Origin of the sequence: Priestia koreensis (assembly GCF_022646885.1) — a bacterium.
Taxonomy (GTDB): Bacteria; Bacillota; Bacilli; order Bacillales; family Bacillaceae_H; genus Bacillus_AG; species Bacillus_AG koreensis_A.
On record NZ_CP061868.1, the window covers coordinates 2010454 to 2033775 of the forward strand.

Genomic DNA, 23322 nt, shown 5'->3' on the forward strand with positions numbered 1-23322 from the left:
AAGGAGTAAAGAGTATGAAATATTCTATTTTCTCACTTGCTGATCATTATGAAGATAGCTCCATACATTTACAATCACACTACAAACAAGTGCAAGAACAAATTGAATTAGCAGACCAATTGAATTATAACACGTTTTGGCTTGCGGAGCATCATTTTCAAAATGTACATGGAAGTATTATGTCACCTGCTGTATTTCTATCGTCCGTTTCTAAAACTACTCATAATATAGGACTGGGTACCGCTGTTTCAGTACTTCCCTTGCATAACCCTATTCGGGTAGCAGAAGACTTTGCGATGCTAGATCTTCTTTCTGGAGGAAGAATGAGATTTGCTGTAGGTAGTGGATATCTACAGCATGAATTTAAAGGGTTTGGTGTGGAGTTTAGCGATCGGATATCTATGCTCAATGAAGGCATGGATTTAATTCTACAATTATGGACGGAAGAACAGGTGGATTTTATAGGGGAATATTATAAGTTTAGTGGATCGTTAAATGCCAGACCAACAAGAAATATGAAAAAACCTCTTGTAGCTACAGTTCGTAAAGAAGCGGTGGAAGCCATGGGAAAGAAAGGAATGCCTATTTTTATCTCTTCCCTTTCTGTAAAAAAATTTGAACAGGTAAAAACGATGGTTGAAACTTATCGTGAATTTTATCAACAGAATCATCATTCTGACAAAAATCATGATATTTCTTATTGCCTAAACATCGTGCTTGACCATGATGAACACGTAGCAAAACAGATGGGATTTAAAGCCCTACAGAAGCTATTCGATTATAGAGAAGTAAAGCGGACACCAGAAAATTTTATGGAATCAGGCCTTTGTTTTTTCGGAACACCACAACAAGCGGTTAAATTAATTTCTTCTTACGAAAAAAGTGGGATTACTGAATTAGTTCTATCAGTATCATTTGGAAATATCACACATCAAGCAGCATGTAATACCATGAATTTATTTTCGAAAGAGGTAGTACCTTTATTAGAAATTGAACAGCTCTCATTACAATCATAATTATTAATGTGGAATTTAATAAAGGGAGATTTTTTATGAGGAAGAAAAACGTCATTCAGAATGTTGGCATATTAGCAACAGGGAAATATTTGCCCACACGTGTCATGACAAATAAAGAGTGGGAAAACATAGTAGATACTTCAGATGATTGGATCGTAAATAAGTTAGGAATACATGAGCGCAGGATTGCAGCAAGTGAAGATGTAACGTCTGATCTAGGCGTAAGGGCTATACAGGATGCTGTTAGAAGAGCGGGAATTTCACTTGATGAAATTGATCTTCTAATATCTGGTTCAAATACGCCAGATCATCAAAGTCCACAATTAGCTACAATGATTATGAAAAAGCTTGGGATGAGAAATACTCCTGGTTTTGATGTTCGGTCAGGTGGATGCTCAAGTGGTGTTTTTTCTCTGGAAGTGGGAGCTAAATTTATAAGGGATGGAACTTATAGAACAGTAGCAGTAGTAATACCTGAAATTAATTCTAGAGTAGTGTCTTGGAAGGACCGATCAACTTGTGTAATTTTAGGGGATGGAGCTGGGTGTTACATATTGAGAGCCACAAAGGATCATACCGGTATTCTGCACACCGAGCTAGGAAGTGAACCGTCAGGGTATTTTTCTGCGTATGTGCCAGCGGGAGGGAATGCACTACCTCTCACTAAGGAAAATGTGGAAGATGGCTTGCAATATTTCCACATGACAGGCCCTGACATTTATAAGTTTGGAACAGAAATTATTCCTAAATTAGCTTTAAGTTTAACGAATAGCATCAACACCTCTTTGGAAGATGTTGATTTATTCCTCACCCATCAAGCCAATATGAACATTATAAAAAAAGGATTAGATGATCTAGGTGTACCTTTTGAAAAAGCCCTAATAAACGTTGATCGCTATGGAAATATGGCGGGGGCTAATTTACCAGTTGCACTAACAGAAGCAATAGATGCTGGTATATTAACGCCAGGGAAATTAATTTATTTAATAGTGTTCGGGGCTGGTTTATCCTACGGAAGTATGGCTATACGTTGGTGCAGTCCAGAAGACTTTATTTAAAGAGGTGTTTTTTTTGAAACATGTTGGAATCTCAAGTATTGCCACATATATACCTACTAATAAATACAGCACACATAATTTGGTAAAAAAAGGTTTTATGCAAGAAAGAGTCTATAATAAAATTGGTGTAAAAGAAGTTCCTATAGGAGAAGAACAAGAAACACCTACCGAAATGGCTATTAAAGCTGGTCGGAAATTACTATTGCAAGAAAATGTTGATTTTCAGGAGATTAATTTACTTGTTTACGTAGGAGCAACTCCTCCAGATTTCCTTTTATGGTCTGCAGCAGCTAAGATAACACATGAATTAAATCTGAAAAATTGCTTTAGTTTTGAAATTCAGCTTGGCTGTGGTGGATTACAGGCAGCTTTTCAAGCTATTAAAGCAATGATGTTAAGTAATGACAAATGGACTAAAGCTCTAGTTGTAACAGCTGACAAGTGGGGACCTTATACGAAGGAACGATCAGGAGCCGGATTAATTTTTGGAGATTCAGCAGCGGCAGCTCTACTAGAGAAAGGAAACAATGTTTTAAATCGCTTCATTTGTTTTCATGGTCACACAGACGGTCAATTCCACTCTCTTGGACATCTATCAAGTGGAACCACTTATACAAAACGTTTAATGAATCAATATCCTGATTTAGTAGAAAATCAATATTCAATTATAGATGGAAGTACAATACCACTTCTTAATGAGGTAAATGTTGCAAACTATAAAAAAGTAGCAACTCAAGTACTATCAGATAGTAAGTGGGAATTAGAAGACGTAAGCTGTATAATTCTTCCATCAGGTAGAAGAGATTTAATGGAAAGAATTATACAAGAACTTTCTTTGAGTGTTGAAAAAACCAATATGCCTTTTTTAGCTCAACAAGGTGATCTTGGTGCACCTGGATTACTCGTTGATTTAGAGAATATACTGAACTGTCACAATTTGAAAAAAGGGGATAAAATTTTAATTTTATCTGCTGGTGTAGGAATTACTTGGATGGCCTTGACTCTTCAAGTATAAATATTTGTATATCTAACTAACTTTTCATTGAAAATTATAGGTATGGCTAACAAGAAAAGCTTCGATTATTATCGAAGCTCTTCTTAATTATCTTTTAAAAATTTTAATCAATTGCTGAATGTTTAGTTTATTTTTACGAAAGTTAGTTTTATTATTAATAAAGATATACATGCATATAGTTTACAAAACACTTTTAAAGATTTACGGCTAGTATTGTATTATCACATGCTGAATTAAAGGTAGGGAGGGCGCTGATGCCAAAAGTTCAAGCAAACGGTATCTTTATTAATTATGAAGTTAGAGGAGAAGGAGAACCTTTATTATTATTACATGGCTTAGGAGCTAGCTGGAAAATGTGGGTGCCTCAAATTGACTATTTATCTCGCTACTTTAAGTTAATTATGATAGATATGCGTGGCCATGGGCAAACTTCTAAATATTTTCCAAATAACAAGTATAATACACTCTTGCTCGCAGAAGATATTAAGTTTTTTTTGGATGCTCTTGGTATTAAGAAAGTAAACATGCTCGGAGTCTCGCAAGGGGCAGTAGTTGCACAATTGTTTGCTATTAAAAATAGTAGCTATATTAAAAAGCTAATTTTATCAAACAGTTATAGTGAAATTCCTACTAAGTTATCTAAGTGGGTTTTAGGAGCTTCTAATCTTGTTATACAAGCTCTTCCATATAACACTGTTGTAGAACTAATGTTAAAAGTTTATAAAAACGATGAATATACAAAAAAAATATTAAGAAACTCGTTTAGCTTTGATAAGAAAATGTTATTGTCTGCTAAAAAATCTACTTTTCCTACTCACACGAGCGAGTTAACTCATATAAGCTGTTCGACACTTGTTATGGGAGGAAATCAGAAAGTAATGGGAGTAGACGAGAAAAAAGCATCACAAATTATTTTTAATCAAATTCCAAACGCAACTTTGGCTTTATTTTCTGATGCCTTTGATCCTTTAAGTACGATGAAAAAAGATATATTTAACGAGATGGTAATGTGTTTTATAACGGATAATGACTTTAAGAGCTATCCAAATGTGCAGTTCTTCTATCACTAAGCTTTGTTTCTGGTATTTTTCTAACATTATAGACTTGGAATAATTCGAGATATAATATCTATCTCAACTACAGTCTTAAGCTAGGTATTATTATAAAAAGTGGGGAACAGGAGAAAATAAAATGAGTTATAATCCAAGAGTTGATATTAAACAACGCATGCATAATCAAAAGCTTTATTACTGCAACGATGAAGGTATTTTAAATGAGCAAGCGCAGCAGTTAGAACTTCTGTATGACTTTAATCATACGAGACCAAGCGAGCAGAAAAAAAGGGACGAGCTGTTAAAGAAAATGTTTAAAGAGATTGGGGTAGATTGCTATATTGAGCCGCCTTTACATAGTAACTGGGGCGGTAAAAATGTTCGATTTGGAAACGGAGTATATGCGAATTTCAACCTAACGCTCGTTGATGACACCGATATTTATGTGGGCGACAACGTCATGTTTGGACCAAATGTCATTGTGTCTGCTGGGACGCATCCGATTCATCCAGAGCTCCGCAGAAAGCAAGCGCAGTTTAACGTACCGATACATATTGGAAATAACGTCTGGATTGGCGCTCAGGCCGTCATTCTTCCAGGCGTACGCATTGGGGATAATTCCGTTATTGGCGCTGGGAGTATCGTGACAAAAGATATACCAGCGAATGTAGTGGCGGTAGGGAATCCGTGCAAAGTGGTACGCGAAATCAATGAACGGGACATGACGTATTATTACCGAGATATGGAGATTGATCTCGATTAGTTCATGACATAGGATAGATTCTTTTACTAACGCTTCTTTTTTGTTAAAATATGGATAATAACACACTGATGAGAGGTGAACGAAATGGGTAAAGAAAAGGAACGTTTCGAATACACCACTGAAAGACGAAGACAACAAGAGTTAAAAAGAAACGCTTCCTTTAGCCAAGGTTTTAACCGCGCTACTAATGGAAGTTTAATTGACTTAGTGAATGGACTAGGGTGGAAAGGCTTGGGCATTTTAATTCTACTCCTGCTTGTTGTCTTTACTGCCTTTATCTTGTTTTAAAAGGAAGCTTTAAAAACGAAGGAATACGTTTGCTATTTCTTCGTTTTTACTTGTTAACAAGCCTAGTGAAGCATTATCCTAAGTTACACGTAGAAACGTTTTATCTATCGTATACAGAAAGAACAATGATGGAGGTACAATCGATGTACGTGACAATTGCAGATTTTAGTAGAGAATGGAATTGGGAGGCGACGCTCACTCAAAAGGTTTTGAAGGGGTTAACGGACGATTCATTGAATCAAAAGGTTTATCCAGAAGGGCGTACGTTAGGAAGAATTGCTTGGCATTTTACAATAAATATTCCAGACTATTTAGCCCACTTTGGTCTAAAAGTAGAAGGAATAGAACAGACAAAAGACGTTCCTACCTCAGCAAAAGAAATAGTGGAAGCATTTGAAAAGATAAGCTCGTCTGCAATAAAAACCATTGAACAGCAGTGGACAGATGAATCTTTACAGAAAGTGCAAATGGCATTTGGGCGGGAAGAAACAAATGCCCAAATTTTAATGGGGCTTATTAAGCACATTATTCATCATCGCGGTCAGGTTACAATCCTTATGCGACAAGCTGGAATTAAGCCCTTTGGCGTTTACGGGCCATCAAAAGAGGATTGGATTCCACTAGGTGTCGAAAATCCACCACTTTAATCGTTTGTAGAAGGAAAGGGAAACCCGATATATTGGGGTTCCCTTTATAATGATTTATGATTCGCTTTCACAGTTACTAAAGCTCTTGTTTTTACATAATCTCTGACAAGCTTAATGCTCGTGACGATCATTACCAAACTCGCCCCTAAGAAGGCCGTTCTTTGATAGATCGCATAAAGCACGATAGTAACAGCAATGCATATGCATAGTGCCAAGATAGACATCATATAGGATTGTTGCTTTCGTTTGTTTCGCTCTTCATATGACTGTTGATCTGAAAAAATTTCCCGATTCGGATTGCTTTGCTCCGTGTAAAAAATATGTTTGGAGTACCATTTGCTTTTAGATAGCAGCGTCCACTTTGCGTCTTCAAACAACTCCTTATATTCTTCAAACTGTTCCTTTTTTCCAAATGTACGATAGTCAATTTTGTAAATTCGCTGCTTTTCTTCCTCTGTACGTACAGGGTGGAAGACGTACTGACAAGCTTCAAGATCTTCAGAGTCGTAGCTTGCTAGCATCCAACCATCTTCTAGCATCTCCTGTAACCATTTCTCTTCTTCTTTAAAGTCTACAAATGTTTGATATACCTTTTTTACTGATTTCTTTTGCGTCATTGCTGCTCTCACTTTCCTATCTGTTTTTTCTCTGTTAGGCGCGCCATCTGCAAAAAACGTTCATATTCAGCGCGTAAAATTTCTTTCCCATACTCTGTAAGGCAATACGTTTTTTTCTTCCGTTTATCCGTTTCTTTTTCAATCATTTCAATTAACCGCTGCTTTTGGAGGTTATTTAACACACCATACAGTGTTCCAGGCGCAATAAGCATTGATCCTTCACTAAGGTCTTCAATACTTTTAATAATTCCATACCCGTGCAGAGGCTCATCATATAAAGCGAGCAGCACTAAATAAGTCGTTTCAGATAAAGGATTCATATAGGCACCTCATTTTATATTTCGACAGTCGATATATCGACACTCATTATATATAACTATAAATTTCTTTAAATGTCAATTTTCTCTAAAAAATAGTACGTACTGATCAGAAAGTATATGTGTGTAATGAAACATCTTATTTACTTGAAAATAGTTATGTAAACTAAATTAAAAAGAACGTATGTATAAAAAAAGCTTGAAGCACATCTATAGGCTTCAAGCTTTTTAAGGTTTAAAACGGCCGTTATTTAGCCATACGCTTTTTTCGACTTGCATGTTGAATCGCGTGAATAATTCCAACGACAATATAAATAAGCCCATTTGCGACAAGTACAAGCATAATAATCGCAGCTTCCTTACCCGCCTCACTTGCCGAAACAAGAGATGCAAGGGGCAGCACCATAATGGGGGATGCGACACATAAAATGATTCCTAAAATCCAAAATGGAATCCTTTTTCTCAGTACAACAGCAAATCCATTAAAAATAATGAATAGGCCGATCAGTACTGACCAAAACATACCGTCCATCAAAATCCTCCTCTGTTACTCACTCATTTTTTAACTATATGACAAAATGAGCGCTAGCGCAAAGGATCGAGCGAAATATCACAAATTCTACTGAAGAATGTTAACTTTTTTCGACTTTTGGCCAATAACGTTCGCTAAAAAACTGGATCACGTCTTCTTTATAGTGAAATTGTTGATTTACGCCTTGTAGAACCTGGTGGTCGTGCGTAGACGTTTTCCCTGTTTGTAACATTTCCGTATATAAGTTCAAGTACGGGAGCTGCTGAGTGGACGCATGAACCAATTCTGTCTCGATATCATAGAAAACCCTTTTAAAACAGCCTTTAAGGCACTTATGTTGCCATGTACGTCTGCGAGCAATGCTATTTTATGTTTCATCTCTATTTTCTCTCCTCTTTCTAAATACGAATCAACCTTAAATTCTTCTCATACCAATGTTTATTTTACTATAAATTCCATATAAGGAGATGAATAGGTAGAATTTTTTCTTCTTTTCTAACGAATAAGCCTAAAACCTGGTTGTACCATTTTCATAAGATAGTAGAAAAGTTGCAAAAGGGTGGAGACAAATGAAAAAGTTAAGTATCTCTTTTAGCGCACGAATTTTTATTTTGATGATGTTAATTTTAACGCTAAGTGTTGGGCTTAGCATAAGCTCCTATGTTTATATTAATAAAATTACCAATGATTCTCGAGAGATGTATTCGGAGGGATTGATCTCTACTAATTGGATTAAATCGCTTCAGTATAACATCCGAGTAGATGAATCATTATTGCTTAAAAACATGCTTACAACAGATCAAAAATTAATTGGATTGTACAATGAAGAATTACGTAAGAATGATAGCGAAAAAACGTCCCTATTGAAAAATTATAAGAGTAGCAAAATGAACACAATCGAAAAACAAAAAATAGCAGAGCTAAATCAAGCCCTTATTGATTATAATTTAGTTCGACAAGACGCGCTTGAATTAACCAATCAAAATAAAAACAAAGAAGCCATTTCGTACTATCTTAAAAATGTCACACCTAAATTAACTGTGGTAAATAATTTGTTGAGTACGATTGTACAACTGGATTCAAACGAGGCAAAAGAAACGCAAGAAGAGTCGTCTGAACATGCCCAAAACGCGACATGGATTACGTTAGGTATTAGTATCACGTCTTTCGTTCTCTTTATATTTCTATTAATATATATTATGCGTCTCATTAAAAATCTCAAATCCACCATCTTAGAAATTAACCGAAGTTCTCATACGTTAACAACAAGTACAGAAGAGCTAACAGCAATAAGTGAACAAGCAAAGGAGGCTGCGAACCAAATTGCGCGAGATGTACAGGAAGTAGCAACAGGAGCATCTCAACAAGGGCAACAAGCAACAGAAGGAGAAAAAGGAACAGCGGAATTAACCATTGGAATTCAGCGCATTGCTGACAATTCAACGAACGTAGCCGATCTTGCGCTTAAAGCTTCTGAAGGGGCTAAAAATGGGGAACAGTTTGTTAAGAAAGCCGTTTCTCAAATGAAAGAAATTAATCAGGCTATCGAAGGAACAGGAAAAGTCATTGTCGTCTTAAATCAGCGTGCAAAGGATATTGAACGGATCGTCAACGTAATTACTGACATTGCATCACAAACGAACTTATTAGCTCTAAATGCTGCGATTGAGGCGGCTAGAGCAGGAGAACAAGGGAAAGGCTTTGCTGTTGTAGCCGGAGAAGTGCGTAAACTAGCGGAGCAATCAGGTAATTCAGCACGAGAAATTACGGATTTAATTAAGGGTATTCAGAATGACTCCATTCACTCCGTCGAATCAATGAACAAAGTAAGAGAAGAGTCACATGAAGGAACAAGAATCATTGAGCAAGTAGGACTCGTATTTGAGGATATTTTGCATCAATCGGAAAATGTCGCGACGCAAATTCAAGATGTATCCGCTACTTCAGAAGAAATTTCGGCTGTCAGTGAGCAGTTGAACGCCGCTATTGGCGAAATTAGCACCATATCTATTCAAACTGCACGGAACTCGCAAAATGTCGCTTCCTCTACTCAACAGCAATTAGAAATGGTCGAGGATCTTGTGAAATCGACCACCTTACTATCTAAAATGGCAGAAGACCTTCAGCTTTTGATTAAGAAGTGCGCCATTTAAAATATTAAAAAAGAACATGTGCTTAGTAGCCTGCACATGTTCTTTCTGTTTCTACACTTGGAATGACATACTATGGTCATTTTGAAATCTACATACCCGTTTCCTTGCCTTGTTTAGGGGAAATCGAGACTGTTTCTTTTTTCGCAACAGGCGCATTTTTCCCAATCATCACAGAGAACACAACAATAAGAGCTGTAATAATCGTAAATAACGTAATCGATTCTCCTAAAAATAATCCGGCAAACATAATCATTAAAAACGGCTGTAGATATTGGATTTGACTTACTCGTGCAATCCCACCTAGCGCCATTCCTTTATACCAGGCGACGTACGCAAGAAATTGACTTACGATGGTTAGATAAAGAAAGCCTCCCCACGCTTCAATAGGTGCATGAAGCATGCTTGGGGAAAATTGAAAAATAACTGGAATGACAAAAAACGGTGCCCCAATCATAATCGACCAGGCAATGACTTGCCAGCTTCCTAGTTCTTTTGCCAGTTTTCCACCTTCAGCATAGCTAAGACCGAGAATGATAATGGCTGCGATGAGGGAGAAATCTGCTAATTGGAATGAGCCTAATCCGAGATGAATGGCATAGACGATGACGGCCAACGATCCGATAATACTTGAAAGCCAAAACTTTAATGAAGGACGCTCACCGCCTCGAATAATAGAAAAACCTGCAGTCGATAATGGCAGTAGTGCTACTTCCACAGCACCATGCGAAACAGGGAGAGACTCCATTGAGAACGATGTTAAAAGTGGAAAGCCAAGTACCGTACCAAAGGCGATAATTAGCAAGCTTTTAAACTGTTGACGAGATGGTAACGCTTCTTTTCGAATGAATAAAATAATACCAACCAAAATAGAAGCCGCTACCGTTCTTCCTAATCCAACGATCGTTGCTCCAAAATACTCAACGGCTACACGCGTAGCTGGAAGTGTTAAACTAAAACAAATGACACCTATTGCTCCTAATAACAATCCTACCTTTTCCTTCGATTCCTTTTGCATCTTTTTCTACTCCTATCGTGTGTGTTTGTATCAAAACTGCATGGATGAGGACGTTTTTAGAAACAGTTTTGCTATAATTAACATCATAGTATGGTACAGCCTTTAAAAGAACGACACTTTTCCCCATCTGTATGGGTACAAAAAGGAGAGGGCAGGTAATGACTGCAAAATACATAGAAGTAATGACGAATATTCAGCATCGTTTGGATCGTGGAATTCTACACGCTGGTGATAAACTTCCGTCCGTTCGTCAACTGGCGGAAGAGCTAGCTTGCAGTAAAAATACGATTATTAAGGCATATACAGAATTAGAAAAAGAGCACGTCATTTATTCAATTGCAAAGAGTGGTTATTATGTTGTGACAGATGTAAAACAGGCAAAATCACCTGACAACACGATTGATTTTTTATCGGCAGGACCTGATCAAACCGTCCTACCTTATCGTGAGTTTCAACATTGTCTAAATCAAGCGATTGATCAATACGAGGAAGAGCTGTTTACCTATTCAGATCCACAAGGAAACGTATCACTGCGTAAGGAACTTGTGACTTATCTACAAAACCTTCAAGTGTTTACGTCACCAGAGCGTTTAGTCATCGTATCCGGCTCTCAGCAGGCTCTAAACCTGTTTGTTTCCATGCCTTTTCCGAACGGAAAGAAGAATATTTTAATCGAGCAGCCTACATATTTTGGATTTATTGAGTCAGCACATTTACACGGTGTTCAAACATTTGGAATTCCACTTTCTATGGACGGCATTGATCTTGAGCAGTTAGAGTACATTTTTCGAAATAACGATATTAAATTTTTCTATATTATTCCTCGGTTTCATAACCCTTTAGGTCACTGCTATACAAACAAGGAAAAGAAGAAAATCGTGGAGCTTGCGGAGAAATACGATGTGTATCTCGTAGAGGATGATTTTTTAGGTGACTTAGATTCTGATACAAAAGCAGATCCTTTATTTGCGTTTAATCCTTCTGGTCGTGTTATCTATATTAAGAGCTTTTCTAAAGTGTTTCTTCCTGGACTACGCGTAGCTACCGTCGTATTACCACCTCTTATGCAACACCATTTTTTACGCTACAAATTTAGCGCGGATTTTACAAGCTCGGCGCTATCCCAAGGGGCGCTTGAAATCTACTTGAAAAGTGGCATGTTTGAAACACACCTGAAGAAAGTTCAAAAGCTGTATGATAAAAAAATGAAGCTGTTACAAACATCTTTTGAGGAATTTTTATCACCACAGGTCTCTTTCACAACCCCCACATCAGGATTTTACGCCTCGGTTTTTTTACCACAAAACGTACGTGCAAAGCGTGTTGTGGAGAAGCTAGTCGAACATGGAGTGCACATGGACGATGGCGCGCGTTTTTATTTGCCCGAATATCAACATCAAAACCTACTACGGTTAAGCATTTCACAAGTTCACGAAGATGATATTTTACGAGGGATACAAAAAATGGGCCAGTGTATTCAAGAAATAGAGAAGCGTAAAGAGCAGTGGATACCAGATTCTATTTTTCGAATGTAAGAAAAAGGAGGAAGCTAATGGAGAAACAGGGAGTCGTTTCGATCTGGTTAGGAACGTTTGCATCCACCCAGCTTTTAGACGAATACACGTTTATTTCATATGATGAAGAAGACGACATCAAAGCACCATTTTTTCAGGATTTCCGCATTGATTTACTTGATGTGGATGACGATTTTATGGAAAAAGAGAAAATAGAGAAACCATCAAGTTCTCTGTCAGAATTGTTAGAAGGAGTTTCGTACGACGACATCATTGTACCTCAGTTAAATTCAACACATTTAAAGCGATCTTATAATACCATTATCTTACTTTATAACTACGACTACAAAGAACGTCTGCGATCGGTAGGAAACGTTGACTTTATCGCTGCCGTTCACTACAAATAGAAGGGACAAACCATATGGAACTTCTCGTTTATCTAAAAGATGACGCCAAGAAAATGAAACACATCTTACTTATTCGAAAATACGATCAGCAGCCGTTCAGTCATTTTCAAAAAAGGATTGAAGAGGGGAAGCCAGTTCTTCTATTTTCTGGCTACGATATAGAGGAGTTAGAAAAATTGTATTGTTTGCTAGTAAACTTACAGGAGAACGGAGCAACCATTTGCATTCAAGAGAAGTTTGAAGATGGCAAAAGGATCGAGATTGGCCTAGAAATAATCGCCAATCTAATTGAAAGGGGCTACGAGATTTCTCGTCAGCTTCAAGACTATGATGACCATGTTTTAGCAGAAGAAGAACCAAAATAATATATAATGGTTAATAATACCATTTTGTTATAATAGAAGACGAGGAAAGGAATGGTAACATGAAAAAACAAACCATATTTATTTATCCATCAATCGCACTTTTATCATTTTCCTTGCTTATGACAGGGTGTAGCGATGATGAAGTAGCAGAGGGAAATTCTACAAAAACAGTAGAAAGTATGGAAAAAAAATCATCTGAAGAAAAGCCAAATTCTAGTGAACATGACGTAGACAGTACAAAATCTGAACAAACAGGCACCTCTTCAGAGAATCGAGAAAATTCGAAAGAAAAAACAGATCTACTTTCAGCATACTCTTCGAAAGAGATTGAATATGCACGAGTTTGGCTTCAACTTGGACCAAATCAACAAATTGATCACCTCTATATTCAACATATCAAAGCTGGTACAAAGCTAAATCCTGATGATGAAACAAGTGAAAGTTACCCAGAAGATGTCATTCAATTAGCAGGATCTCGCTTAGCGGATGGTTCAGTCACATATAGTGGAAACGGAAACGGCACAATTAACGTATACAATGTCCCACTTCGCTGGGATGGACAGTATCCTGCCGGCAAGGATTTCTATCAAGACATGATCAACCATACTAAGCTCATTTCAGTAGATGTTGGAAATGATGAGCAGATTATTCAGCTCATCAAAAAGATAGAGGAAAATTAAAAATAAAACGCTTTCAAAAATGTCTTGACTCTCCGGATTTATTGTCATAAAATTAAGTTAATTCTTTCGATACAACAAAATAGCATGTATGGGTATGTGATACGGAGAATCCCCACAAAAGACTAACAGGCAACTGTTCATTCTTTGTGGGGATTTTTTCCGTTGTTAAAGTATAAAACATGGAGGAGATTACATGGAAAAAACAAGAAGAATGTCCCGCATATTTGCAAAAGACGGAAAATCGATCACGTTGGCCCTGGATGGCTATTATTTCTCAACCAAAACAAAAGGAATTGATGAGACCATTTCACAACTTCCAGGCATGATTGAAAATGGTCTTGATGCGGTTCTTGTGACATATGGAATGGCCAAAAGGTATACAGAAGAATTTGCAGATATCGGCATGCTTGTAAGAGCCGACCTTTCCACAAGTGTGTTTGATCCAAATGTTCCTTATACAACAGGAATCGTTACAGTAGAAGATGCTTTAAAACTTGGGGCGGACGGCATTATTTCAATGACATTTCCGGGTGCCTCCAACGAAGCAAGTTCTCACAGAATTGCGTTTGACCTAGCAAGACAGGCCGATCATTGGAACTTGCCATTTATGTGTGAAACGCTTCCTTACGGATACGCGGTTACGAGCGAAGCATCAAATCGTCCTGATGTTATTGCTTCAGGTGCTAGGTTGGGCGCGGAGTTAGGCGCAGATATTATTAAAACACGATTCTCTGGTAACAAAGAAGATGAAGAAATTGTTCGATTAGCGAATCGACCTGTTCTTGCGTTAGGAGGTCCTAAAACTGGACATATTTTGGATTACTTTACCTTTGTTCGCCATTGTATGGACGTAGGGGCTAAAGGAGTAGCCGTTGGTCGTAATATTACGCAAGATGAAAATCCGGCGGGTGTAGTAGCGGCGCTTGACGTCCTTGTGCATCAAAATGGAACAGCACAAGAGGCGTATGAAGCCTATCAATCAGGGCATGTGACCGCATAAGGAGCATTGACACAATTCCAGATACTACCTACAATTAAAAATATACATATATAAAAGGGTGGTTCTGTGTTTTCTATTCAAACGATTATTCCATCAATTAGACAGTTAAAAGACATGGACAAAGCGCTATCAAGTCAATCTGATTACATGTTACTTTCAGAGGCGCATATCGGAAACTTAAAAACGCTTACCGATCGCTGTCATCAAGCCGGAAAAAAAGTTTTAGTACACGTTGATTTAATTGAAGGTCTATCAAAAGATACTAAGGGCATAAAATGGTTAAAGGAACTATTTAAAGTCGACGGAGTAATCTCTCCCAATAAGCGCTTATTAAATGCTGCTAGAAAGCTAGATTTGCTTGCCATTTACCGTGTTTTTTTACTCGATTCACGATCTCTTGAGCAATCTCTTCATTCGATAGCAGACGCTCAATTTGATGCGGTCGAAATTTTGCCTGGTCCTTTTGCGATTCATTTTGTGTCGCAAATTCAGGAGGCTATTCCGAATACGTCACTTCTTGCAGGAGGATTTTTGAATTCGAGAGAGCAGATTGATCATGTATTCCAAGCTGGCTTTAAAGCAGTAACAACAAGTGCCAAAGAAGTATGGTGACCAACAACAAAATAGAAAAATTGGGTTTGAGACGATGTGAGAATCCCACAAAGCAAGCAGCTTTTTATGCTGTTATTCTTTGTGGGATTTTTTTTACGTTCCGTTGACTAACTAAAAGGGTTAAAAACGTAGAGGGGGAAATGCAATGGGAGTGATTAATTGGATTATTGATTTAGGTCCGTCTGTCATGATGCCGATCATCTTTTTTGTACTTGCGCTTTGTTTTCGTGTTAAAATTGGAAGCGCATTCAAATCGGCAATGCTTGTCGGAATTGGTTTTGTAGGAATTAGCTTAATTATTACTCTTTTACTTGAAAGTATGGGTCCTGCGGCGGAAGCAATGGTAAAGCGATTTGGATTGGAACTTACTGTGATTGATCCAGGTTGGCCCGTTGCCGCAGCCATCGGATGGGGAACACCTATTGTTCCTTTTGCCGTTGCAGGCATTATTTTGTTAAACATTCTCTTCCTCTTTTTGAAGCTCACTAAGACTGTCAACATTGATATTTTCAACTTCTGGACGTTTATGATCACCGGAGCACTTGTCTACAGCATTACGGACAACGTCTGGATTTCAACTCTTGTTTCGCTAATCCACTTTGCTGTTGTCTTAAAAATTGGGGATCTTACAGCGCCTAAAATTCAATCTACTTTTAATTTAAAAGGAGTTTCGTTTGCACATGGAATTACCGCGGTATTTGTTCCGTTTGGTATTCTCATTAACTGGATTATCGAACGAATTCCTGGACTACGAGATGTCAAAGCAGATCCAGAGTCCATTACGAAAAAATTTGGGGTATTCGGGGAGCCTTTAACACTAGGCGCTATTATTGGAGTGGTATTAGGAATACTAGCAGGATTTAACATCGCGGACGTCTTGACTCTTGGCATTACAGTTGCAGCTGTAATGGTGTTACTGCCAAAGATGGTAGATGTTTTAGTGGAGGGTCTTACAATTATTCGGGATGCAGCGGAAGCTTTCTTAAAACGGAGATTCCCTGATCGCGAGTTTTATATCTCAATGGATACGGCTCTTTTAATTGCTCATCCGTCTGTTCTAGCAACGGGATTGCTAATGATTCCGTCAACGCTGCTTTTAGCTGTTATTTTACCTGGTAACCGCCTACTGCCATTTACTGATCTTGCTTCTTTATCCTTTTTATTCGCCATGTGCGCTCCGTTTCTTAAGCAAAACATGGTTCGTCTGTACATTACAGGGCTCGTTATCATGACAATGGTGTTATATATCGGAACAGATATTTCAGGTACGTTCACTGATGCAGCGAAAATTGCAAAGGTGTCATTGCCAAGCAACATCAGCGATTCTACGGAGCTTGCCAATTTAGTTGGAGGAGCTTCTACACCTTTGGGATGGCTACTAATTAAGATCACATCTATCTTTTATTAGGAGGAATAAGCATGGAGAATTATTTATTAGGAATTGACAATGGCGGAACCATTACCAAGGCGGCTTTGTATACGCTTGATGGCAAAGAAGTAGCGATCGCCTCGCAAAAGACGGCCATGATTATGCCAGAGCCTTTTCATACCGAGCGTGATATGCACGAACTATGGGCAGCTAACATTAAGATAATTAGAGAAGTATTAGATGCATCAAAAGTCGACGCCGAAAAAATTGTAGGTATTTCTGTCACAGGACATGGAAATGGCTTATATTTAACCACCAAAAGAGGTGAACCAACTTATAACGGGATTATTTCAACAGATAATCGGGCAAAGTCTTATATTGACAGATGGTATGGAGATAGTCGGTTTGAAACGGAGGTTCTTCCTAAGACGATGCAATCGATGTGGGCCGGGCAACCTGTCGCGCTTCTAGCGTGGCTTCAGGATCATGACCCCACAGTTCTTGATCGAACAGAGTACATTTTTATGGTGAAGGACTTTATTCGATTTAAATTGACAGGAGAAGCATACATGGAGCTTACAGATGTATCGGGAACGAATCTTTTAAACGTTCGCGATCAATGCTATGATAGCGAGTTATTGTCATTCTTCGGGATAGAGCGCCTATCTAAGAAGCTACCACCTTTAAAGTCTTCAACAGAAGTGTGCGGATATATTACCAAACAAGCCGCAGAGGAAACTGGTTTAAAGGAAGGTACCCCTATTGCCGGTGGGATTTTTGATATTGCTGCTTCTGCAGTAGCTTCTGGTCTTGTAGCTGAAAATAAACTATGTATTGTTGCAGGGACATGGAGTATTAACGAGTATATTACGAAAAAACCGATTATTGATAAAGATCTGTTCATGACTTCTATTTACTGTATTCCAAACTATTGGCTTACAACTGAAGCAAGTCCTACTTCCGCTAGTAACTTAGAATGGTATATTGATAAATTTATGGTTCAGGAAAGGCTGGAGGTAGAAAAAGAAGGTGGCTCCATTTATGATGTGTGCAATCAGCTTGTGTCGTCAACAACTCCGGAAGAAAGCAATCTTTTGTTTTTCCCTTTCTTATTCGGCTCAAATACGGTTCCGTCTGCTAACAGCTGTTTCATCGGCATGAACAGCTGGCATAAGCAACAGCACTTTGTACGTGCCGTTTACGAAGGAATTGTTTTCAGTCACATGCATCATATTGAGCGCTTGCTGAAATATAGCGCTCAGCCAGATTCTGCGCGAATTGCCGGTGGCGTAACAAAATCAGACGTCTGGCTTCAAATTTTTTCAGATTGCTTACAGATTCCGCTTGAGATTGTTGAAGTAAAGGAGCACGGAACGCTTGGTACAGCGATGTGTGCAGGTGTGATGACCGGATATTACAAATCTGTACAAGAAGCAGCGGAAAAAATGGTCAAGGTGGAGCGAATCATTTATCCAAACACTGATCAAGCATTAATATACAAAAATAAATACAAACGCTATAAAGCGACGCTAGAGAAAATGGAGCACGTATGGAAGGTGGACGTTTGAGATGGATTTAGGAATTAGAGGCAAAACGGCAATTGTGACTGGAGGTTCAAGAGGGGTCGGAAAAGAAATAGCAATAACCCTAGCGAAAGAAGGAGCAAACGTTGCGTTAACATATCAAGGAAATGAAGAAAAAGCGCAGGAAGTCGTAGCGGAAATCCAAAAACTTGGATGTAAAGCGATAGCCTATCAAGTAAATCTTGCTCATGCAGAAGAAGCAGTAAAACTAATTGAGCGCAGTATTGACGATTTTGGTGAAGTAGATATTTTAGTAAACAATGCAGGCGTATGGCCAAAGAGCTACGTAAACGAAATGGAGCTAACGGAATGGGAGCAGACGTTGGACATTAACTTAACAAGCGTATTTCTAACGTGTAAAACGTTCTCGAACTATCTGTTAAAAAGCAAAAAGTCTGGAAAAATACTAAATATTACATCACAAGCTGCTTTTCACGGATCAACAACAGGTCATGCTCACTATGCAGCTAGTAAGGCCGGAATGATTGGATTTTCCATTTCCCTTGCACGTGAACTAGCAAAGTATCAAATTAACGTTAACAATCTTGCATTAGGAATTGTAGAAACAGATATGATTCGAGAGTCATTAGAGCAAAACAAAGACTATTACGTAAATCGAATTCCACTCGGTCGAGTAGCGACGGCAAAGGAAATTGCTGAAATTGCTAGTTTCCTCGTGTCAGAAAAAGCGAACTATATGACAGGAGCTACGCTTGATGCAACCGGCGGAATGTTGATGAGATAAAAAAGGAGTGATGGCAATGAAATGTTTGGCTATTTCCGATTTATTTATTACAAAGGAAATGATGAAACAAGGACTAGCAAAATTAGAGCAATCTGGAATAGACGTTACCGTGCGCGAATGGAAGCATGAGAGCTTAGAGCTTCTTCAAAAAGACAACCTAGCGATTGAGCAAGGAGGCAGTGAAGTCGTAAAGATTCCTGAGGAATTGCTAGAACAGATTGAGTCATTTGACATGATTATTACCCAGTTTGCGCCCATTAATGAGCGAGTCATTAAAGCTGCCACCAATTTAAAAGTTATTGGCGTACTTAGAGGTGGCACGGAAAATGTGAATGAAGAGCTAGCGAAACAGCGAAATATTGAAGTAATTAATACACCAGGCCGAAACGCAAGAAGCGTGGCGGAATTTACGGTTGGACTTATTTTAGCTGAGATGCGAAATATCGCTCGGTCCCATGCCGCATTAAAGCAAGGGAAATGGCGGAAGGACTTCCCTAATAGTGAATTTGTTCCTGAGCTAAAAGATCGCACAATCGGTATTATTGGCTATGGAAATATCGGACAGCTAGTCGCCCAATTTATGCGCGGGTTTGATACGCGTATTATCTTCCATGATCCTTACTTCAACGGTCAAACGGATTTTGAAAACGTTGAATTGGATCAATTGCTGAGAGAATCCGATATCATTACCTTACACGGTCGTTTAACAGACGAAACAAAGCACATGATTAAATCTAAACAGTTGCGAGCAATGAAACAAACGGCTATTATCGTAAATACCGCGCGTTCTGGCTTAATTAAGGAAGATGATCTTATAAAAGCGCTCCAAGAGGGAGAAATCGCTGGTGCAGCGATTGATACATTTGACCATGAGCCCCTAGACCAAAACAGCCCGTTTTTCTCTCTTGATAATGTCACCATTACATCACATATGGCGGGAAGTACGCAAGACGCATTTCGAAATACCCCTAAGAAGCTAGCGGAGCGGATTTTGGGAATGAGCTTAGTGTAAGAAATGAAAAAGGACCTTTACCTAAGAAAGCGCAATATTAGGTAAGAGTCCTTTTTCGTTTGAAGAATATTTTTTACATGACACAAAAATCATCAATTTATGCTTAACAATTGGCGACACGCACTGATAAATATATACTTAACAAATACCAATAGAATGACAGGTCAGAAAGGATTTAAGAGTATATGAAAAACCTCACATTTCATGCCATTGATTTACCATCCACACTCCAAAAGAGTGGGAAGATACAAAAGGTTTATGCTACTAGAACGAACAACTTAATTTACTTAATAGAAGATGATAAGAAAGATCTCTTCATTCTATATACTTATAATGAAGAGAAGATAACCCTCCCGCCTCATATTCCAGATAGTCAAGCCATTATTAACATACAGGAGATTGGAACAAATGATTGGTTGATTGCCTATCGTCAAGAGGATGAGGACATCGTGTGCATATGTAGTGGTTTCGGAAAGGTACTTACTGAATTTTCAATTGGAGAAGGTGTTGAAGACTGTCAGGTCGATATAAAGGATCAAATATGGGTTAGCTACTTTAATGAAGGGATTTTTAGTGAAGATCCGCGATCACAAGAAGGCATAGTAGCTTTTGATTTAGCAGGAAACGTTGTGTATGACCGCTATGGAAAGCTTGTGGTGGATGAAATTGTTCCTCCAATTGATGACTGCTACGCTTTAAACGTCACAGGTGATGAAGTGTGGCTATACTATTATTCAGATTTTCCTGTTGTACAGTTAAAAAATCATCAATTAGAAAATATCTGGAAGGACATCGATTTAGATCCATATTCTGTGCATTCATTTGCTGTTGGAACAGACCATCTCATATTTTGCACCAATAAAGGACCTCTACTTCATTACTCTCTGATCAACAACAAGCTTGAACAGTGTGTACCAACTGATGAGAACGGAAAAGCACTGCGAGTAGAACGTTACGTTTGTAGAGGACCGATCATCTATACACATACACTTCAAGGGATCTACACGTACAAACTTACATAACGTCATCACTTTTTTTAAAACGACATAATTGTCGTTTTTTTATTGACCATTTATACTCCTCGTTGTATATTAAAAACGACAACGTTGTCGTTTTTAATGATTAAATGATACAATGAAGGAGAATTATATATGTTAATTACTATGCTATCAACGGGGACAAGAGGCGATACGCAGCCATTTATCGCCCTAGGATTAGAGCTAAAAAAGAAAGGATATCGCGTCAGGATTGCTGCCTCTAAAACGTATCGTGACCTTGTAGAAGGATACGGGTTTGAATTTGCCTCTCTCAGAGGTGACGTGAACGAAATTTTAGAAAGCGGCTTGGTAAAAGAATCAGACAGCCCGCTCAAGTTTTTTACGAGCCTCAATTTTAAAAATGAAGATCTACAAGAATTAATGATCGGCGGTCAGGAAGACCTTCACAAAGCTTGCGAAGGATCTGATGCGATTGTGTATCATCCAGGTGCTACCATTGGCTATTTTGTCGCAAAAGAAATGGGAATCCCAAGCATACTTGCTTCTCCTTTTCCAATGACGCCGACGAAGGAATATCCCGCTATCATTTTTTATGATCGGATGAGAATGGGGAAGCTATACAACAAGCTCACTCATACCATTTTTGAAAAAGGCTTTTGGAAAATGGCTAGTGGTGGTGTAAAAAAATATTGGATGCGAACATACGGTGAATTACCAAAAGGGTTCTCAAATCCTTATCCAAAACAACGGACTGATAGCCATCCAACGCTCGTTTCGCTGAGCCCAACCGTATTTCCTGTACCCACAGATTGGCCTCATCACGTCCATTCATATGGATATTGGTTTATTGAAGAAACGAGTGATTATATTCCACCAGTAGAATTAGCGAATTTTCTAAAAGAAAAACCCGCTCCTTTATATATTGGCTTTGGAAGCGTTGGTGATAAAAAGAATGCTTCGGAGGCTACGAATCTCGTATTGAGCGGGCTAGAAAAAACAGGCATGCGAGCGGTTATTAACGCTGGAGCAGGGATGGAGGAGCGAAACAATACTAAAAATGTGCTATTTATTAAGGGAGCTCCTCACGAGTGGCTTTTCCCTCATATGGCCGCTGTTATTCATCACGGGGGTGCGGGAACAACGGCAGCCGCATTGCGTTCAGGTGTTCCCCAAATCGTGATTCCTTTCGGTAACGACCAATATGCATGGGGACGAAGAATGTATGAACTTGGCGTCGCTTCACAAGCTATTCCACGTAAAAAGTTAACGACAGATAATTTAGTTAACGCTATTCAGGACACGAAAAACGAACAAATAATAGCGAAAGCAAAAGAGCTAGGGCAAATTATTCGTTCAGAAAAGGGCGCAGAAAAAAGCGCAAACCTAATCGACCGAACGCTAAAATCGTATTATGACAACAAAAAGAGAGGATGATCATCTTTGCCACGCGTAAACGAAGAACACACCAAGAAAAAACGAGCCGAAATTTTAGAAGCCGCTAAACGAGTTTGTAATCAAAAGCCTATTTATGACATTGCAATGCGAGATGTCGTCATAGAATCTGGCATGAGTCAAGGAGGGGTTTATAAATATTTTTCGAACATAGATGATGTATTTGCTGGGTTACTGAATGAAGAAAGTTTAAACAACCAAGTGAAGGAAAGAATTGATGCTATTTTGCTAGATCACACCGATCCTATCATCAAGCTTGAAGGCGTTATGATGTATCTAGCGGAATATATCGAAAATCTCTTAACAAGAAGCGGCTCCATTTTTTATCAGCTCATGTCTCTGTATTCTCAAAATCCTGAGCGCTATGAAAAAGTAAAGGATCAGATACATGAAGTGTCTAACTTGGAATATCTCCACGTGAAGTTTTCGCAATTTTTAGGGGAGCAATTAGAGAAAAAAGCATTTGTTCCATCTATCCCAAAGGATGAACTGGTCACATTTATTGAGACCTATATGTCGGGAATTGTGAACAACATGGCGACTTTACCTTCACAAGCCGCAATTGAAATCATTCATCGCAAAATGAAGATCCTTCTTCGTATTTTGAAACAATTGTTAGTAGGTCATACACACGAAACGGCTGAGTAAAATGAGCTCAATTTTTTCTCAGATTAGTTGGTAAGGAGGAGAAGGGCGTGTTCTTTCAGTGGTTAAAAAATATTCTAGCGTTACTAGGTAGCATACTCTTATTGCCCATAGGTATTGGGATTGTCGTAGGTGGAGGTTATACGCTGTTTTCTATTTTAAACGGAAATAGTATAGAGGAGACGTTTGCTCGCCTTGAAGAGCTGAACAGCTTCATTCAACCATATTTTAAATATGTGATGCCTCTCTTTTTAGCTCCTTTTTTATTGAAGGCAACGAGAAGGTACAAAAAGCGAAGCGCTTCATAACTTTCACCTCGTGACAGAGTTTAATTGTTCATTTTTTCCTAACTATCTGAGTGGTAGTTAGGAAAGCAACGTTCTACCGTCTATAGATATTATAATAATTTTATGTAAACTAAGAGGATGAATTACTACTGAGAGGATGCTAATAGATCCTCTCAGTTT

27 protein-coding genes are annotated in these 23322 nt (G+C 38.4%); 22 read left to right on the plus strand and 5 right to left on the minus strand.

The features are described 5' to 3' along the window. Positions 1-14 precede the first annotated feature (14 nt). From IE339_RS10030 to IE339_RS10060, 7 genes are all read left to right on the plus strand, one after another. On the plus strand, positions 15-1016 hold the full coding sequence (locus IE339_RS10030) for an LLM class flavin-dependent oxidoreductase (protein ID WP_242175720.1): 1002 nt from the start codon (positions 15-17) through the stop codon (positions 1014-1016). 35 nt (positions 1017-1051) lie between these two features. Further along, on the plus strand, positions 1052-2074 hold the full coding sequence (locus IE339_RS10035) for a 3-oxoacyl-ACP synthase III family protein (RefSeq protein ID WP_242175721.1): 1023 nt from the start codon (positions 1052-1054) through the stop codon (positions 2072-2074). A gap of 13 nt (positions 2075-2087) precedes the next feature. Next, positions 2088-3089, plus strand: coding sequence for a 3-oxoacyl-ACP synthase III family protein (locus tag IE339_RS10040; RefSeq protein WP_242175722.1), 1002 nt, complete (start codon positions 2088-2090; stop codon positions 3087-3089). A gap of 254 nt (positions 3090-3343) precedes the next feature. Then, positions 3344-4159: an alpha/beta fold hydrolase gene (locus IE339_RS10045; protein ID WP_242175723.1), complete on the plus strand. Its 816-nt coding sequence runs from the start codon at positions 3344-3346 to the stop codon at positions 4157-4159. A 121-nt stretch (positions 4160-4280) separates the two neighbouring features. After that, positions 4281-4904, plus strand: a complete 624-nt coding sequence (locus IE339_RS10050) for a sugar O-acetyltransferase (protein ID WP_242175724.1) — start codon at positions 4281-4283, stop codon at positions 4902-4904. An 84-nt stretch (positions 4905-4988) separates the two neighbouring features. Beyond that, complete coding sequence (locus IE339_RS10055) at positions 4989-5192, plus strand: DUF6366 family protein (protein ID WP_242175725.1); 204 nt, start codon at positions 4989-4991, stop codon at positions 5190-5192. Positions 5193-5335: 143 nt separating this feature from the next. After that, entirely contained in the window at positions 5336-5839 is a 504-nt protein-coding gene (locus IE339_RS10060) for a DinB family protein (protein WP_242175727.1), read from the plus strand. A 44-nt stretch (positions 5840-5883) separates the two neighbouring features. On the opposite strand, the gene IE339_RS10065 is transcribed toward IE339_RS10060, so the two are convergent. From IE339_RS10065 to IE339_RS10080, 4 genes are all read right to left on the minus strand, one after another. Next, entirely contained in the window at positions 5884-6456 is a 573-nt protein-coding gene (locus IE339_RS10065) for a DUF2812 domain-containing protein (protein ID WP_242175729.1), read from the minus strand. A gap of 8 nt (positions 6457-6464) precedes the next feature. Beyond that, positions 6465-6776: a PadR family transcriptional regulator gene (locus IE339_RS10070; protein ID WP_242175731.1), complete on the minus strand. Its 312-nt coding sequence runs from the start codon at positions 6774-6776 to the stop codon at positions 6465-6467. Between the two features lie 244 nt (positions 6777-7020). Then, complete coding sequence (locus IE339_RS10075) at positions 7021-7305, minus strand: hypothetical protein (RefSeq protein ID WP_242175732.1); 285 nt, start codon at positions 7303-7305, stop codon at positions 7021-7023. Positions 7306-7405: 100 nt separating this feature from the next. Beyond that, entirely contained in the window at positions 7406-7555 is a 150-nt protein-coding gene (locus IE339_RS10080; RefSeq protein WP_242175733.1) for a hypothetical protein, read from the minus strand. Between the two features lie 319 nt (positions 7556-7874). Between IE339_RS10080 and IE339_RS10085 the strand changes: the two genes are divergently transcribed. Continuing rightward, positions 7875-9458 carry a methyl-accepting chemotaxis protein gene (locus IE339_RS10085; RefSeq protein WP_242175735.1) on the plus strand — a complete coding sequence of 528 codons (1584 nt, stop codon included), beginning with the start codon at positions 7875-7877 and terminating at the stop codon, positions 9456-9458. An 88-nt stretch (positions 9459-9546) separates the two neighbouring features. Here IE339_RS10085 and IE339_RS10090 read toward each other — a convergent pair whose 3' ends face one another. Beyond that, complete coding sequence (locus IE339_RS10090; RefSeq protein ID WP_242175736.1) at positions 9547-10473, minus strand: DMT family transporter; 927 nt, start codon at positions 10471-10473, stop codon at positions 9547-9549. A gap of 158 nt (positions 10474-10631) precedes the next feature. On the opposite strand from IE339_RS10090, the gene IE339_RS10095 reads away from it, so the two are divergent. From IE339_RS10095 to IE339_RS10160, 14 genes are all read left to right on the plus strand, one after another. Continuing rightward, positions 10632-12008, plus strand: coding sequence for an aminotransferase-like domain-containing protein (locus IE339_RS10095; RefSeq protein ID WP_242175738.1), 1377 nt, complete (start codon positions 10632-10634; stop codon positions 12006-12008). Positions 12009-12025: 17 nt separating this feature from the next. Continuing rightward, positions 12026-12394, plus strand: a complete 369-nt coding sequence (locus IE339_RS10100) for an immunity 22 family protein (protein WP_242175739.1) — start codon at positions 12026-12028, stop codon at positions 12392-12394. Between the two features lie 14 nt (positions 12395-12408). Beyond that, positions 12409-12759: a hypothetical protein gene (locus IE339_RS10105; protein WP_242175740.1), complete on the plus strand. Its 351-nt coding sequence runs from the start codon at positions 12409-12411 to the stop codon at positions 12757-12759. A 59-nt stretch (positions 12760-12818) separates the two neighbouring features. Continuing rightward, positions 12819-13439, plus strand: coding sequence for a hypothetical protein (locus tag IE339_RS10110; protein ID WP_242175741.1), 621 nt, complete (start codon positions 12819-12821; stop codon positions 13437-13439). 193 nt (positions 13440-13632) lie between these two features. Beyond that, entirely contained in the window at positions 13633-14439 is an 807-nt protein-coding gene (locus IE339_RS10115) for a class I fructose-bisphosphate aldolase (RefSeq protein WP_242175743.1), read from the plus strand. 66 nt (positions 14440-14505) lie between these two features. Beyond that, positions 14506-15051: a glycerol-3-phosphate responsive antiterminator gene (locus tag IE339_RS10120; RefSeq protein WP_242175744.1), complete on the plus strand. Its 546-nt coding sequence runs from the start codon at positions 14506-14508 to the stop codon at positions 15049-15051. 145 nt (positions 15052-15196) lie between these two features. Next, positions 15197-16459, plus strand: a complete 1263-nt coding sequence (locus IE339_RS10125; protein ID WP_242175745.1) for a PTS galactitol transporter subunit IIC — start codon at positions 15197-15199, stop codon at positions 16457-16459. An 11-nt stretch (positions 16460-16470) separates the two neighbouring features. Further along, the gene (locus IE339_RS10130) at positions 16471-17988 is read left to right on the plus strand and encodes an FGGY-family carbohydrate kinase (RefSeq protein WP_242175747.1); all 1518 of its coding nucleotides are present in this window, start codon (positions 16471-16473) and stop codon (positions 17986-17988) included. 1 nt (position 17989) lies between these two features. Further along, on the plus strand, positions 17990-18748 hold the full coding sequence (locus IE339_RS10135; RefSeq protein WP_242175749.1) for a 3-oxoacyl-ACP reductase family protein: 759 nt from the start codon (positions 17990-17992) through the stop codon (positions 18746-18748). A 16-nt stretch (positions 18749-18764) separates the two neighbouring features. Beyond that, a complete protein-coding gene (locus IE339_RS10140; protein ID WP_242175750.1) occupies positions 18765-19760 on the plus strand; it encodes a 2-hydroxyacid dehydrogenase in 996 nt (331 codons plus the stop codon). Between the two features lie 185 nt (positions 19761-19945). Beyond that, positions 19946-20782 carry a hypothetical protein gene (locus IE339_RS10145; RefSeq protein WP_242175752.1) on the plus strand — a complete coding sequence of 279 codons (837 nt, stop codon included), beginning with the start codon at positions 19946-19948 and terminating at the stop codon, positions 20780-20782. Between the two features lie 129 nt (positions 20783-20911). Then, positions 20912-22192, plus strand: coding sequence for a glycosyltransferase (locus IE339_RS10150; RefSeq protein ID WP_242175755.1), 1281 nt, complete (start codon positions 20912-20914; stop codon positions 22190-22192). 6 nt (positions 22193-22198) lie between these two features. Beyond that, positions 22199-22858, plus strand: coding sequence for a TetR/AcrR family transcriptional regulator (locus IE339_RS10155; protein ID WP_242175758.1), 660 nt, complete (start codon positions 22199-22201; stop codon positions 22856-22858). Positions 22859-22905: 47 nt separating this feature from the next. After that, positions 22906-23163: a hypothetical protein gene (locus IE339_RS10160; RefSeq protein ID WP_242175760.1), complete on the plus strand. Its 258-nt coding sequence runs from the start codon at positions 22906-22908 to the stop codon at positions 23161-23163. Positions 23164-23322: the final 159 nt, after the last annotated feature.